Below are 13796 nucleotides of genomic sequence, written 5' to 3'. Positions count from 1 at the left end.
TGATTCTATTTCATGAACAAAACACTGAAGTTACTGTGGAAAGATCTCAAAAAGATGAACAAAGAGAAACCCGCACTAGAGCAAAAAGTAAAAACTGAATTTAATAATTTTGAACAATTAATGCAAGTAGCAGCTCTATCCAGTGATTTTATAAAGAGTTTTATTGAACTCCCGCTTCAAAAATTAAGTATTTCCTATTACAAGACGTTGATCGATGATCATTTACTGCAGCATAATTTGATTCACACCTTGCAACTTAGTGCTTGTGAGGTTGAAATCACAGTGATTGAAGAGATTTCAGCATGGATTCCAATCGACCAAATTATTATCACCGAGGATATCAAAGTCATTCAAAGCAGTCTGTTAAAAGGGTATGCGATTGTTCAAATACACGAGAATGATCTCAAGTGTGCTTTAATCAGGCTCTCATCCAGTGAGGGTTCAAGAGATCATAATACAACCGAAAATGAATTTAGTGTTGTAGGTCCTAAAGTAGGATTTGTAGAAAAGTTAGATATTAATATTCATCTATTACGAACACAAATCAAAATCCCAAATTTAATTGTTAAGGAATTAACCTTAGGCACCGTTTCAAATACCAAAGTTGCGATTGTGTATCTGGATGGCGTAACGAATGAAGAGAATCTGAAGATGGTCGAGCAGCGTTTACAAGATTTTGATTTCGATGTTATTTTTGATTCTTCTCAATTGGAACAAATTATTTCGGATAATTCGTGGACACCATTTCCACTTTTTGTATCAACGGAACGGCTGGATCGTGTTGTGTATGGCCTCATAAACGGCCAAGTTGCTATTGTTAGTGATGGCTCGCCTTATTTTATTACGGGACCTTCGACATTGTTTGATTTCTTCATATCTCCCGAAGATTATTATCTGCCATGGGTGTTGGGATCCTTTTTTCGGCTATTCCGTATCTCTGGCGTCATTTTCTCCATATTTGCTTCATCGATTTATGTAGCTTTAACAACCTTTCACTATGAAATGATTCCTATAGGTATGTTAGGACCTTTGATTTTTTCTAGGCAAAATGTTCCCTTTCCTCCGGTACTTGAAGTACTCTTTCTGGAGGCTACGATTGAATTTCTTCGAGAAGCAGGAGCAAGGCTGCCAACAAAGATTGGTCAAACGCTAGGTATAGTTGGAGGGATCGTTATCGGGCAAGCTGCAGTTGAAGCGGCATTAACAAGTAATATTTTGCTTATTATTGTAGCTTTATCAGCTTTAGCCTCGTTCACGACCCCCATTTATAAGATGTCAAATACGATACGCTTTTTACGTTTCCCTATTATCTTATTAGCTGCCTGTTGGGGCAATTTGGGGATTGTCATTGGTATTTGCCTATTACTCATTCACATTACACGGTTAAAATCGTTAGGTACCCCTTACACAGTACCTGTTTATCCATTAAGAATGAAAGATCTCAAAGACAGCTTTATTCGACCTTCCTATGAGGTAACTAATTTAAGACCTGGTTATTTGAAACCCAAATCGTCTTTACGCTATAAACCTAAATCGAATATGAAAAAAGATTTTGATGAAGAATGAGTCGACAATTTGTGGGGTAAATTATGCATTTCCAAAAAGTCTGTTTAAGCCTTTTATGTATGACTTTGATATCCGCTTGTTCGAATCAAAGGCTTGTGGATGAAATTAAAATTGTCCAAACGATGGGTTACGATTTAACGGAACATGGTGTTAAGAGTGTTGTTCTATATCCCATTTTTGAAAATAAAAATGAAGCTCAGTTAGAGTTTTTGGACACGAGCTCGAATTCTTACTATGACATCATTCCAAGACTGAATACCAAGACAAATGATCCTATTGAATATGGCCAACTGAGGATGGTCTTATTTGGAAAAACGTATTCACAAAAAGGAATTGATGCCGTCATACACAGCTTATGTCGAGATGCCAAAATAGGTACACGCATACAACTTGGGGTTTCAGAAAGGGACGCTTCAGAAATATTAACGACCTCAACGAAATACAAGGATCCGTTCTATATCTCTGGTATGATTAATCAGAACATCATCAATGGAAATATACCCATGACGAACTTGCAAGAGTTCTTATTTGATCATTATGGTGAAGGACGTGATCCCTTCCTACCATATATCATCCTTGAACGAGGAAATGTAAAAATTGACGGTATAGTCTTGTTTTCATCCGATAAGTTCAAAACCATGATTAGCATGAAAGAAGCCTTTATTTTGAAAATGTTAGTTGATAATTCAAAGAATGGTAGCTACATGTATCCGTTGAATGGCTCCAAATCCAATAGAGATGATTTTATTTTACTGCATAGTATCGGTTCTAACGTGAAGTTTACCGTCGATCAGGTTATGCCGAAGCCCATGATTTCAATCAAGGTTAATTTAAAGCTCCAAGTCAAAGATGTCCCTAATCAAATTGATTTGGCGAAAGAGGAGCAATTAAGAGGACTTGAACAAACAGTCGGGAGCTATTTTGAAAAAGAAATTCAAAGCTTCATTTCTTTATGTAAAAAAAACAAGGTAGATCCTGTTGGATTCGGTGATTTGGTTAGAAGTCAATCATTGAATTGGGAGGAGAAGGAATTTTATGCAACGTATGAGCAATTAAAGACGAACGTAAAAGTGAAAGTTCACATTATCCAGACGGGAGTTGGCGAGTAGATTGGAAAAGGAATCCCATACAATATCTCCCTATCTCGTTTTTTTTCTTCTCCAAAGCAGTATGATTGGTGTTGGCATCATGAATTTTCAAAGAGACCTCACTGATCAAGGAGGTTATAGTTCGTGGATTTCAGTTCTTTTGGCCGGGATCATCATTCATATCCTTGTATGGATCATTTATCGTATGCTATCCACAGACCCAGTAAATTCGGATCTCATTTCACTGAATAAAGCCTGCTTTGGTCGTATTGCCGGAAATCTAATCAATGGGGCGTTTGTGTTATATTTTTTTATGGTAGCATTTAGTGTTTTTAGAGTTTTTGTTGAAATTGTTCAAGTGTGGCTTTTTCCCTCCATGAGCATGTATCCGGTTAGTATCGTTTTTCTTGTCGTTATTTATTATACGATATCGGGCGGTTTTCGTACGGTTACCGGCCTGAGCTTTTGGGGTATCATACTTCCTTACATCATTGTTGTTCCCCTTTTATTTTTTGTTTTAAAGTACTTACATCCTCTGAACTTGCTCCCCATCGATGTGGGTTCAATCGAAAACATATGGCTTACTATAAAAACCATGGTGTTTCAATATTCCGGTTTTGAAGTCATATTACTCATTTATCCGTTGGTTCACACACCAAAAAAGTCATACAAATGGGCACAGTTGGCTGTTTTATGCTCGACCTCTATCTACTTAGTTCTCACACTCCTTGCTTTTATGTTTTTCAGTCAAGGACAGATGAAGCATATCATTTGGCCAACGTTAACCATGCTTAAGACTATCGAAATACCACTTATACAACGACTAGAGTACATCGTGATCTCAATCTGGTTTCTTAAAATAATAGCCACTGTCTCCATTTTTCTTTGGAGCGCCTGCAGGGGGTTGAAAATCGCTGTAAATATCAAGCACCGAACAAGTTCACTAATTTTTCTAGCTGGATTCTTGACCATGCAGATACTGTTCTTTAAAGATCGATCTAGCATTAGCATCTTGTCTATGGTTGTCTCCAACATAGGCTTTTATTTTATTTATGTGTACATTCCAATTTTATTTGTAATCGTTCTATTGAGGAGTAAATTTATGTCGAGAAAATTGAATGATGGCAAAAAATGACAAAGCGTATTACAATTTTATCAGGAACGTTTATCAGAATGCGGTCTATAGGGCTGCATTTTTTTTGTATAAATTAAAGAGTCATTTCTGTATTATGACCACTATTTCTTGAAATAGTCTGCTAGTTTCGCTAGTTGGGCGGACCTATAATGAAGTCAAGTAAACGTCATCATTTAGCTTTTACAGGGGGTAAATGTTTACAGACAGTAAATAAACAGGAGGGTGTTAATCAAATGAAAAAACTGGTAGTGCTAGGACTTGCTACAATGTTTGCGCTTACAGCATGCTCTGACAACAAAGCAACAACAGAAACTCCTAAGGAAACAGGTAACGCTAAACCGGCCAAGCTGTCGCTTAACTGGTCCGTCATGAGTGGACTTATGGGAAATGTAACATTGCCTTCTGCAGACAAAGATTTCGTCAAAAAAGCGATTGAAGAGAAATTTAACGTTGATTTGAAAATCGATTATATGGTGACAGGCAAAGAATATCATGACAAGTTGAATGCTACACTTGCGGGCGGAAGCGCTCCTGATCTGTTCATCGCTGGTGGCGCCGAGTCCCAGAAGTACATTAATGATGGAATTACCGCAAACCTGGGCACATTCATTACGAAAGAAACGATGCCTAATTATTTCAAGTGGGTAACGAAAGAAGAAGTAGATGCTTATCAACTCAAACAGGGTGAGTTCACTCGCGGTATGGTGCCTTTCTCACGTAACACCTACGCATCCTGGTATATTCGCCAAGACTGGCTCGATAAGCTGGGGTTGAAGTCTCCCAAAAATTACGAGGAACTGACCAATGTATTAACCCAGTTCACGAAAGCTGATCCGGATGGCAATGGCAAGCAGGATACTTACGGCTTTACTGCAGCAGGCAGCGGGCAAAATCTTCCTTTCGACTTCCCGCAATGGTTGAACAACGGTTTTGTAGCTGACTTCATGATCGTTGACAATAGCTATGTAGACAATCGTACGGATCTTAAGGTACAAGGTGTTATCGATCAAGTGGTGGAATGGAACAAAGCTGGAATCGTAGATCCGGACTGGTTCCTGAACAAACCGCCAGCTCATTTTGATAAAGCTTCTCAAGGCAGAGTCGGCATGTTCTTCACACCTGGCGACAAAACAGTGGCGCTGGATAGTGTTGCTACAAGCGTACAAAACCGTACGAAAGCTCTTGATCCCAAAGCCAATTGGCAGCCTATTTACCCGCTTAACAAACCGATCATGTGGAAATACAACGTTCCTACAGACACGTTATTGATAAGTAAATCTACAGCCGATAAGAGTCCGGACAAAGTGAAGCGTTCCTTGGAAATCGTCAACTGGCTTGCAAGTGAAGAAGGCTTCTTGCTGAGCCACTACGGTCAAGAAGGTAAGCACTACACGAAATCTGGCAACAAGATAACTTTAAACGTTGCTGCATTCGAAGCGGATATCGCCAAAGCAGGCAACTGGCTGAATGTGTACGCTGCATTTACACCGGAAGAACCTAATGTACTTGGACTTGAACTGATTGATTCCCGCGTATCCGAGCATGACCGTGCGATTCTGAAAACGATAGAAGGCTTCCCGAAACATAACGCATTGCCTCCAGTAAGTTTAGTTCCTCCTGCAGGTATCAACATCGGGGATTTCCGCAAAGAAATGAGCAAATTCCATGCCAAAGCAGTTCTTGAAGACAAGAGCGGTAAAAATTGGCCGCAATACCGTGAAGAACTGATGACCAAATTCAAAGGAAGAGAAATCTTCACCGAGTATACCAAACAATTGAACTCCGTTCTGAAAGATAAGAAACTTAACGAATTTAAATAAACATGTCAAGGCATCGAGGGGAACCCTGGGTTGTTCATGGGTTTCCTTCTGCCTTCCAACAGAGATACGGCTAGGAGGATATGGCGATGGCGGAAACCACAACTGCAATGAAAGAGAAACCTACTGCAACACGCCCGGTGAGGCAAGGTACACTACGAAGCATTTACCACAGCAGATGGTTCTACCTCATGATGATACCTGGACTGGTCTATTATATTCTGTTTCATTTTGCTCCAATGGCAGGAACCTTGATAGCTTTTCAGAACTACAACTTGATGAAGGGCATTTGGGGAAGTCCTTGGGTCGGTTTTGATAATTTCCGAGTCATTTTCGATAATCCTGAATTTTTGCAAATCATGAGAAACACGCTGTTAATCAGTATTTACAAAATTGTAGGTAACATGGTGCCTGATGTTATCCTTGCACTCATGTTGAATGAAGTAAGGGTGCTTTGGTTCAAACGAGCTGTTCAAACCATAACTTATGGACCTTATTTTCTATCTTGGGTCATCGTGTATGGATTAGCTTTTTCTTTCCTAGCTCCGGGCTCCGGATTAATTAGTACTTTTGTACGCGATATGGGTTGGGGACAAATTGATTTATTGACGAATCAGGATTTCTTTAGACCGATGCTGGTACTTACAGAAATTTGGAAAAATACCGGATTCGGAGCCATCATTTATTTGGCGGCTTTGGCGTCCATCAACCAGGAACTTTATGAAGCTGCCGTCGTGGATGGTGCAGGACGTTGGCGTCAGCTCTGGCATATTTCGTTGCCTGGTATCCGTGATGTATTTGTGCTTCTGCTGATTATTAGAATCGGCGGCATACTGGATGCAGGCTTCGATCAAGTTTTCATCTTCTTGAATGCCCGGGTGTATGATGTCGGGGATATTGTGGATACATGGGTTTACCGATATGGCTTCGAGCGTCTGGAGTTTGGCGTTGCAGCAGCTATGGGTGTTTTCAAATCCTTGGTAGGGCTCGTTTTAGTTGTAGGCGCAAACAGACTGGCCAAGAAAGTCGGTGGCTCCGGCATATGGTAGATTGCATTTTGGAAAAGGAGGGGTGTTACGATGTCATTCGTACTCCAAAAGTCAAAAGGGGATAAGGTTGCTGATGCGGCAATAAATACCGTTCTAACCCTATTTGCCCTCGTCACGTTGTTTCCGCTGTACTATGTCGTTATCGTTTCGCTGACTCCTTATATAGAAGTCATGAAGAATGGCGGTTTCGTTATTTGGCCCGAGCATTTTACCTTTCAAGCTTATAAAGAAATATTCGGGAGCGCGCGTATTCCCCAGGCGTTGAAAATTACCGTATTCATTACGGTAGTAGGCACGACTTTGAATCTGGTGGTCACAACGCTGCTGGCGTACCCGCTATCCAAGAAGTCTGTTCCAGGCCGTAATTTTATCCTGATGGCGCTCGTATTCACGATGATTTTTAGCGGCGGTATTATTCCACTTTACATTATGGTTCGCAGTCTCGGATTGTATGATTCGGTCTGGGCGCTTGTTATTCCCGGTATGGTATCCACCTTTAACTTATTGATTGTCAAAACGTACTTTGAAAACCTCCCGGCGGAAGTAGAGGAGGCAGCCAAGGTGGACGGTTGCGGAGACATACAGACACTATTTCGCATTGTCCTTCCATTATCGGCGCCCATTATGGCTACGATTGGTTTGTTCTACGGAGTTACGCATTGGAACGAATATTTCAAAGGTATCTTTTATATTTCCGACAAAACGCTTATGCCCATGCAGGTCGTGCTAAGAAGCATGATTCAAGCACCGAATGTGAGCTCTGAGCTGTCGATTAATTCATTGGTTCTCGACGCATTGCCTCCGGAAACGATCAAGATGGCCGTCGTTGTTGTCGCGACATTACCACTCCTGATTATCTATCCGTTCCTGCAAAAATATTTTGTCAAAGGTGCATTGCTAGGTTCCGTCAAGGGGTAATGGTGAGCGCAAATGAGTCAATATGAAAATTATGCTACAAAGAAGTATTGACCATGCTATACTATTTGAAAGTCACAAGCCCTCGAGCATCGGGGGCTTTGCTGTATCCGCATAGGATAGGGGAGTGAACTTGTATGATACGTCGGATAACAGGAAAAAGCTTCACTTCCAGCGTCAGCACCAAGCTGTTTATCCTTACTTTTTTGTCCGTAATCGTACTTTTTCTGGTGATCGGCATTTTTGGATACCAGCGGCTGTTCGAGCCGATCAGGCAAAACAACGAAGAAGTGCTGCAAGGCTCCGTCGTGCAGGTGGAAAACTATATCAAAACATTAATGAATTCCATACAAAGTCAACTGATCTTTCTCTCCAATCCGGTTCTATACAATAAAATGGACGAAACCGACTATATGGAACTGATCGATAATATCATGACTTACCATCAAGAACAAATTCATAGTATTTATCTAATCGAATATGACAAAGTGAAGATTAGCTCTCCCTACGGATATCGATTTTATATCACGCCCGAGCGAGTCGAGGAAATTAAAACTCAGACAAGCAAAACGGGCTTCTGGTGGAGTCCCCCCCATTCAATCAACGAGCGTTCCGTTATTACGGTTTCTAAACAAATCGACGGTAACCGCGTCGTCGCGCTGGATTTGAATTTGAATGCGTTAACCGGTCCGCAGATCATTCAAGGCGAGCAGCGGCGAATTTATCTGTTTACGGGCCAAGGAGATTATTTGTCAACGAACACATATCTCGCATATCCGAATACGTATCGGGATCATTTGGAAATGAAGGATGCTTTGCAAGCATTAACCCAGACGAGCGGGACGGCTTACAACACCGTTCACACCTCTTTTGGAAACTATACGGTGCTTAGCAGTAATCAAAATCGCTGGGACTGGTTTGTTTTCTCCGTCATCGAGGAATCGCAGGCGTTTCCTTTGCTGGATTCGCTCAAGAAACAGCTGGTGCTGGTGCTGCTAATCGCCATTATTCTGGCAGTGATCGTTTCCGTGTGGATTACGAACTACATCCGGAAGCCCGTGACAGCCATAACACGGCAATTCAAGGCAGCAGCGCGCGGCGAATTGGAAGCTCGGATCAAACTGAAACGCAACGATGAGTTTACTCATATTGCTGACGGTTTCAACAGCATGATGGGCAATATTAAGTCCTTGTTCGATGATTTGCGGGTAGCGGAGGAGAAGAAGCGGCATCATGAGCTGAAGGTGCTGCAATCGCAGATTCACCCCCATTTTCTTAATAATACACTTAATGCTATCTACTGCTTGGGGGAAACCGGACAAACGGATGAAATGTGTGAGATGATTCGCTCGCTGATGGGGCTGCTGCAATATTCAACGGACAAGGTCGGAGACATTGTGACGGTTGAGGAAGAACTTCGACAATTGGAAAACTATGTTCAGATTATGAACCTCAGGTACGGGGATGTATTCGAGATGGACATTGCCGTCCCGGAGATCTACTTTAACACGGCAATCCCGAAGCTAACGTTGATTACATTGGTGGAGAATAGTATTTTCTATGGGCTCACTAAAAAAGAGGTTAATCATATCATTGTCTCGGGGAAAAATACGGAGACCGATAGCGTACTGCTTGAGGTTTCGGATACAGGACCAGGGATTACTCCTGAGAAGCTTGCCTTGCTGACGGAAGAGACGGGGACGCCTAATCCTTATAAAGGTTTGAACAATCTGGGGCTGCGCAATGTGCAAGAACGGCTTAGCATGACATTCGGTTATAAGTATGGTCTGCATTTTCATAATGAGCCGGATGAGGGGCTAATAGTGACGATTCGTCTCCCGATAGGAGAACTTCGAGAGAAATAAATGTTGCGGAAGGGGAAAGTGCCATGCTGAAGCTGCTGATGGTGGATGACGAACAATGGGTACGTGAACGCTTTTCCGAACGGATTCCTTGGTCGGATGCAGGGTTTACGTTTATGGGAGCCGCATCGGGAGCCGAAGAAGCGATCCGAATGATAGAACGAGATATGCCGCATCTGCTGCTTACGGATATAACGATGCCAAACATGAGCGGATTGGAACTAGCCGCATATGTACGCAAGAGGTGGCCGCGAATCCGGATTGTGATTCTGACGGCTTATGGCGAGTTCGAATACGCGCGCCAAGCGATCGAGTTGGGTGTGGATAACTATTTGATCAAGCTGGCGCAGACGCCCGAGCAAATTCTCGACGCTTGCCGCAAGGTGGCTGAAGAGATTGAGCAGGAGATGGATGTGGATCAAAAGCTGGAAATGCGCCGTAAGTTGGAATGGGAAAAGGAATGGACCAAGAAGCGCCAGTGGACGGAGCGGTTGGTGGACGATGATGGAAGTATCCATGCCCGAACGATTCCTGAAGATTGGTTCGAAGGGGTGGTCCAAGCCAGTTATTTGGCGGGATTAACCATAGGCTGGAGTATCCCTGCAGGATCCGAGCAAGCTGAGCTAACGGAGGAGGAGCTTGTTCAGCTCCAAAGACAAGTAGGCGAAGTATTGGAGGAGAGACTGGACCAGCGCATGCTCGGTGAAGGTAACCGCATGGTGATGCTGCCGATACGGCAAAGCCGGTTGTGCCTACTGGTCGGATCCAGACAGCTTCTTGAAAGCTTCAAGATGAACCAGCTAGCTTTGGCGCTACTTGAGGCTTTAAGAGATTTCGCCCTGGTTAAGAGCTTTATTCATGTCGGCCCGGTACGGGAATTGGGCAAGCAACCTTTGACGATAAAGCAGATTGCCGACGGGTTACGTGAAGGGCTTGATGGGCTAGCTGCTTACTTCTATAAGCCGGATTCGGCTGTTGTAGGCAAACATGCGTCGACATTCCGGCGATTCGATGAGGAGCAAATCAGGGAGTGGATTGCTGCTGTGGTAAAAGCGATGCTTCGGGAGGATGCCGAAGCGTTCCAGGAAAGCGTGTCTGTCATTACCAAGCTTTATAATCCCCCGATTCATCCAGCGGATCTGCTGCGCATGACGCGACAAATATTTCACCCCGGATTCGTAAAGCTTCCAGCTTCGGTTGTGGAGCGATTAAGTGGAATCGATCGACTGGAAACGTGGACGGATTACTGTGTATGGTGGGAAAAAATGATTCGCGCCGTAAACGAAATGGATGAACAATCGCATTCATCCGTCAGCTTCGATGCGTAAGGAAGTTCAACTGATGATTCGCTATATCCGCAAGCATTACAAGGAGGATGTGCAGGTCACTGAGCTTGCTAAGCTTGTTCAAATGCACCCGTCTTACGCAGGTCAGATGTTCAAGCAGGAGGTCGGCGAGAACTTCTCGGATTATTTGAACCGAGTGCGTATGGAAAAGGCGAGCGAATTGTTGGAACGGACGACGATGAAAATCTACGAGGTATCCGGGGCTGTTGGCATCTCCGACTACCGTTATTTCTGCAAATTGTTCAAAAGTTACACAGGATTTACGCCTACGCAATATAAAAACAAACAAGTGTAAAGGTTACGAGCCGTCATGTTGAGTTTATCATGACGGTTTACGGCAATTAATGATGAAAGTCCTGCTTTCAAATTCCTTTGGAGCGGGAATTCTTCTTCATAAGAATTAATTTGTTTTTGGGTTTGGGGTAAGCAAAGCTTACCCCTTTTTTTTATTTGTGCGCTCCAGATTATGCTCGTTTTCCGAGCTTAATCTTCATGGATGCGCGGGATGGTCTGCTGAGAAGTCGATTTTGGGCTTCTCAGATTCATGTCGGAGAGCTTCGACTCACGGAGCGCTCGTTGTAAGCGCGGTTTTCGCGCTTATTTGTCATGGATTCGTATGTTTCCTCGCCATATATAAGGACTTTTTAAAGACATGTCTTTAATTAAGCTGCTCTTTAAAATTAGCTTATAGACAGGTAAGTTGAGAGGAGTATGGCATGAATACAATAGATGAATTGGGTATCTTCCATGAACTTGAAACAAAGGTTCATCGCATGGTTGAAATCGGCGACCGTAGAAATCATTTCGAAGCCCATCTCTAAGCCATTTGTACCAGGGAAATCACAAATACCACCTGATCGAAAGCCGAAATATGAGGTAGATCAGATAGCCTTCTTTTCGCCGCCATCATCTAGATATTGGGAACACTGGACAGATGTTGCGATCAATAAACCGGCGAAAGGCAGCTCAGAGCTTCCTGGATGCAGCGCTAGTCAAGCAACTAGCAATATCATTACTGATCGGTGGAGCGAGCGTTGGAGTGCTGGAAATAATAACCTGCCGGGGTGGTGGAAGGTAGATCTTGAAGGGTTCTACGAGTTGGATGGCTGTAAGATCTATTGGGAAAGTGATAATACGGAGTATGAATATCAAGTTGAAGTTTCATCTGATGATATCCATTGGAAAGCAGTGGCTTCTCAAAGACAAACGGGACAAGAAATGGGCATGGATGAATTCATGAAACAGGTATCAGGTATTTACGCATTGTTGTGACCGATGTATCCAAAGGGCTGCCCAGCTTCTATGTAGTGAAAGTATTCGGGAAAGACATGTAATCTGTCTACCTCATACGGCAACGTTACCTTGCTTGAAGGCAGAGGCCTATCTGCGTTATATTTAAGTTGAGTTTGCGCAGTATTCGGAATAATTACTGTGATGTGGATCCGCTCTTGCTTTGGCAATCCGATTCAGATCATCCTTCGGCCTTGCGCACAGAGCTTTCGCGCAAGGTTGTTTTGGGTTAAAATCGGGTGTTTGACTTCAAGCTATGTTGAAATAAATGAAAATAAAGCGAGGGATCTCCCATCGATACTTTTGGAAAAATAATAGGTCACAGCAGTACGAGTGCTGGGGTTAAGATTGGCATTGTCGGACCCAAGGATATGGTGTCAAGGATCGTTAAAGTCATCAAAAACTTTCCCACCTTCGAACCCGTTGTCAGGTATTCAAAGAATGAATTGGAAACGCCAAACTTATCAGATGAAATAAAGAATGAAGTGGAAGTCTTGTTATTATGCGGTCCTGTCCCTTACCGAAAAGTTCTAGAGAAAGTGAAATCGGTTGTACCTGTTCATTACGTCCGATATAACGAAACTGGATTATATAAGGCTTTTTACAACATCCAAAAAAAGCTTGCAAAAGTAAATGCTAATTTGAGCATGGTTGATCATGCAATAAGTGTAGATACGGTAACTCCAGTCATGGTAAAACGATTTTTGGAAGAAATCGATGAACAAGATTTGAAAATCATTTGCTATGATGAGGCAAGCAACCCGACAAGAGAACAATTGTTGGAGTTCCATAAAGATTGTTTTAACAAGGGTTTGGTGTCAGGAGCGCTCACTGGAATCCATTCCATATCAGCTGAATTAAATGATTTAGGAATACCTAATGAATGGATGATCCCAACCACACAGGACATCGTTGTTGCTTTGGAAAGAGCGCTTCTATCGACGGATGCGAGGAAAAGTAAGGAATCCCAGATCGTTGTGGGATTGATCAATGTGGATGGCTTTGGCAAAGTCGTCGATCGCCATAACTCGGAGCATGAAATTCAAAAGCTGAAGCTCAATATTCACCGAATTTTGCTGGATTATGTGGATTCTTTACGAGGACATCTTACGCACCTAGGAGGAGATGAATACTTATTTTTTACAACCAGGGGGATATTTGAACAAGAAACAGCTGGATACAAAAGAGTTCCTCTGGCATCAGAAATCTATAAATCCTATCAGTTAACGTTAAGTATCGGTGTTGGATTTGGCAGAACGGCCAATGAAGCGGGTTCGAATGCGAGATCAGCCTTGCGGAAATCAAAGGAGGCTAACGGCAATTCATGCTTTATAGTTAGAGAGGACAGAGGCATACTCGGACCTTTGGAGATGGTGGATGCCCAAGTGAAAGATATGGAATTGGTGAATCCTGACTTTATTAAAAAAGCAGAGAACGCCAATATGACCTCTTCCTACTTAAGCAGGTTACTTGTAACGTATGCCCGTACTGGAAAAAAAGAGTATAACGTTCAAGAATTAGCTTTGCTGCTCAATATTACGGTTAGAAGCACCCATCGATTGCTGTTGGAATGGTCGGATACAGGTTTAGTCCGGACAAGCGGAATGGAGAAAATGCCGAAAGGTCGTCCACGGCAAATTTTTGAGTTTGCGTTCCTGGATGAAAGCATGAAGAACTAAGGTGAGATGGAAGGGATTCGTCCTATCCCTCTGTTTATATATAGACATT

Annotated in this window: 11 protein-coding genes; all 11 read left to right on the top strand. The window is 42.7% G+C overall.

Translation table 11 applies throughout. The features are described from left to right. Positions 1-54: 54 nt before the first annotated feature. On the top strand, positions 55-1566 hold the full coding sequence (locus QFZ78_RS10850) for a spore germination protein (RefSeq protein ID WP_373461112.1): 1512 nt from the start codon (positions 55-57) through the stop codon (positions 1564-1566). 23 nt (positions 1567-1589) lie between these two features. After that, positions 1590-2675, top strand: a complete 1086-nt coding sequence (locus tag QFZ78_RS10845; RefSeq protein ID WP_307547340.1) for a Ger(x)C family spore germination protein — start codon at positions 1590-1592, stop codon at positions 2673-2675. Continuing rightward, the gene (locus QFZ78_RS10840; RefSeq protein WP_307547338.1) at positions 2665-3789 is read left to right on the top strand and encodes a GerAB/ArcD/ProY family transporter; all 1125 of its coding nucleotides are present in this window, start codon (positions 2665-2667) and stop codon (positions 3787-3789) included. Before QFZ78_RS10845 ends, QFZ78_RS10840 begins: the two co-directional genes overlap by 11 nt. Positions 3790-4022: 233 nt before the next feature. Further along, complete coding sequence (locus QFZ78_RS10835) at positions 4023-5609, top strand: type 2 periplasmic-binding domain-containing protein (RefSeq protein ID WP_307547336.1); 1587 nt, start codon at positions 4023-4025, stop codon at positions 5607-5609. A gap of 86 nt (positions 5610-5695) precedes the next feature. Then, entirely contained in the window at positions 5696-6655 is a 960-nt protein-coding gene (locus tag QFZ78_RS10830; protein WP_307547334.1) for an ABC transporter permease, read from the top strand. 30 nt (positions 6656-6685) lie between these two features. Further along, positions 6686-7573, top strand: coding sequence for a carbohydrate ABC transporter permease (locus QFZ78_RS10825; RefSeq protein ID WP_307547332.1), 888 nt, complete (start codon positions 6686-6688; stop codon positions 7571-7573). Positions 7574-7707: 134 nt separating this feature from the next. Beyond that, a complete protein-coding gene (locus QFZ78_RS10820) occupies positions 7708-9435 on the top strand; it encodes a cache domain-containing sensor histidine kinase (RefSeq protein ID WP_307547330.1) in 1728 nt (575 codons plus the stop codon). A gap of 23 nt (positions 9436-9458) precedes the next feature. Then, complete coding sequence (locus QFZ78_RS10815; RefSeq protein ID WP_307547328.1) at positions 9459-10760, top strand: response regulator; 1302 nt, start codon at positions 9459-9461, stop codon at positions 10758-10760. Between the two features lie 13 nt (positions 10761-10773). After that, positions 10774-11073: a helix-turn-helix domain-containing protein gene (locus tag QFZ78_RS10810; RefSeq protein WP_307547326.1), complete on the top strand. Its 300-nt coding sequence runs from the start codon at positions 10774-10776 to the stop codon at positions 11071-11073. Between the two features lie 452 nt (positions 11074-11525). Beyond that, on the top strand, positions 11526-12050 hold the full coding sequence (locus QFZ78_RS10805) for a discoidin domain-containing protein (protein ID WP_307547325.1): 525 nt from the start codon (positions 11526-11528) through the stop codon (positions 12048-12050). A gap of 389 nt (positions 12051-12439) precedes the next feature. Next, positions 12440-13747 (top strand): GTP cyclohydrolase IIa, encoded by a 1308-nt coding sequence (locus QFZ78_RS10800; protein WP_307547323.1) that lies wholly within the window; start codon positions 12440-12442, stop codon positions 13745-13747. Positions 13748-13796 lie beyond the last annotated feature (49 nt).

Origin of the sequence: Paenibacillus sp. V4I5, assembly GCF_030817255.1 — a bacterium.
Classification (GTDB): domain Bacteria; phylum Bacillota; class Bacilli; order Paenibacillales; family NBRC-103111; genus Paenibacillus_E.
Note: the sequence above shows the minus strand (reverse complement) of the source record. Positions and strands in the feature narration are given on the sequence as shown.

What these genes read in the sequence shown, in the direction of transcription:
- QFZ78_RS10850 (WP_373461112.1), top strand. Translation starts at nt 55, where the DNA reads ATGAACAAAGAGAAACCCGCACTAGAGCAAAAAGTAAAAACTGAATTT.
- QFZ78_RS10845 (WP_307547340.1), top strand. Translation starts at nt 1,590, where the DNA reads ATGCATTTCCAAAAAGTCTGTTTAAGCCTTTTATGTATGACTTTGATA.
- QFZ78_RS10835 (WP_307547336.1), top strand. Translation starts at nt 4,023, where the DNA reads ATGAAAAAACTGGTAGTGCTAGGACTTGCTACAATGTTTGCGCTTACA.
- QFZ78_RS10830 (WP_307547334.1), top strand. Translation starts at nt 5,696, where the DNA reads ATGGCGGAAACCACAACTGCAATGAAAGAGAAACCTACTGCAACACGC.
- QFZ78_RS10825 (WP_307547332.1), top strand. Translation starts at nt 6,686, where the DNA reads ATGTCATTCGTACTCCAAAAGTCAAAAGGGGATAAGGTTGCTGATGCG.
- QFZ78_RS10820 (WP_307547330.1), top strand. Translation starts at nt 7,708, where the DNA reads ATGATACGTCGGATAACAGGAAAAAGCTTCACTTCCAGCGTCAGCACC.
- QFZ78_RS10815 (WP_307547328.1), top strand. Translation starts at nt 9,459, where the DNA reads ATGCTGAAGCTGCTGATGGTGGATGACGAACAATGGGTACGTGAACGC.
- QFZ78_RS10810 (WP_307547326.1), top strand. Translation starts at nt 10,774, where the DNA reads ATGATTCGCTATATCCGCAAGCATTACAAGGAGGATGTGCAGGTCACT.
- QFZ78_RS10805 (WP_307547325.1), top strand. Translation starts at nt 11,526, where the DNA reads ATGAACTTGAAACAAAGGTTCATCGCATGGTTGAAATCGGCGACCGTA.
- QFZ78_RS10800 (WP_307547323.1), top strand. Translation starts at nt 12,440, where the DNA reads ATGGTGTCAAGGATCGTTAAAGTCATCAAAAACTTTCCCACCTTCGAA.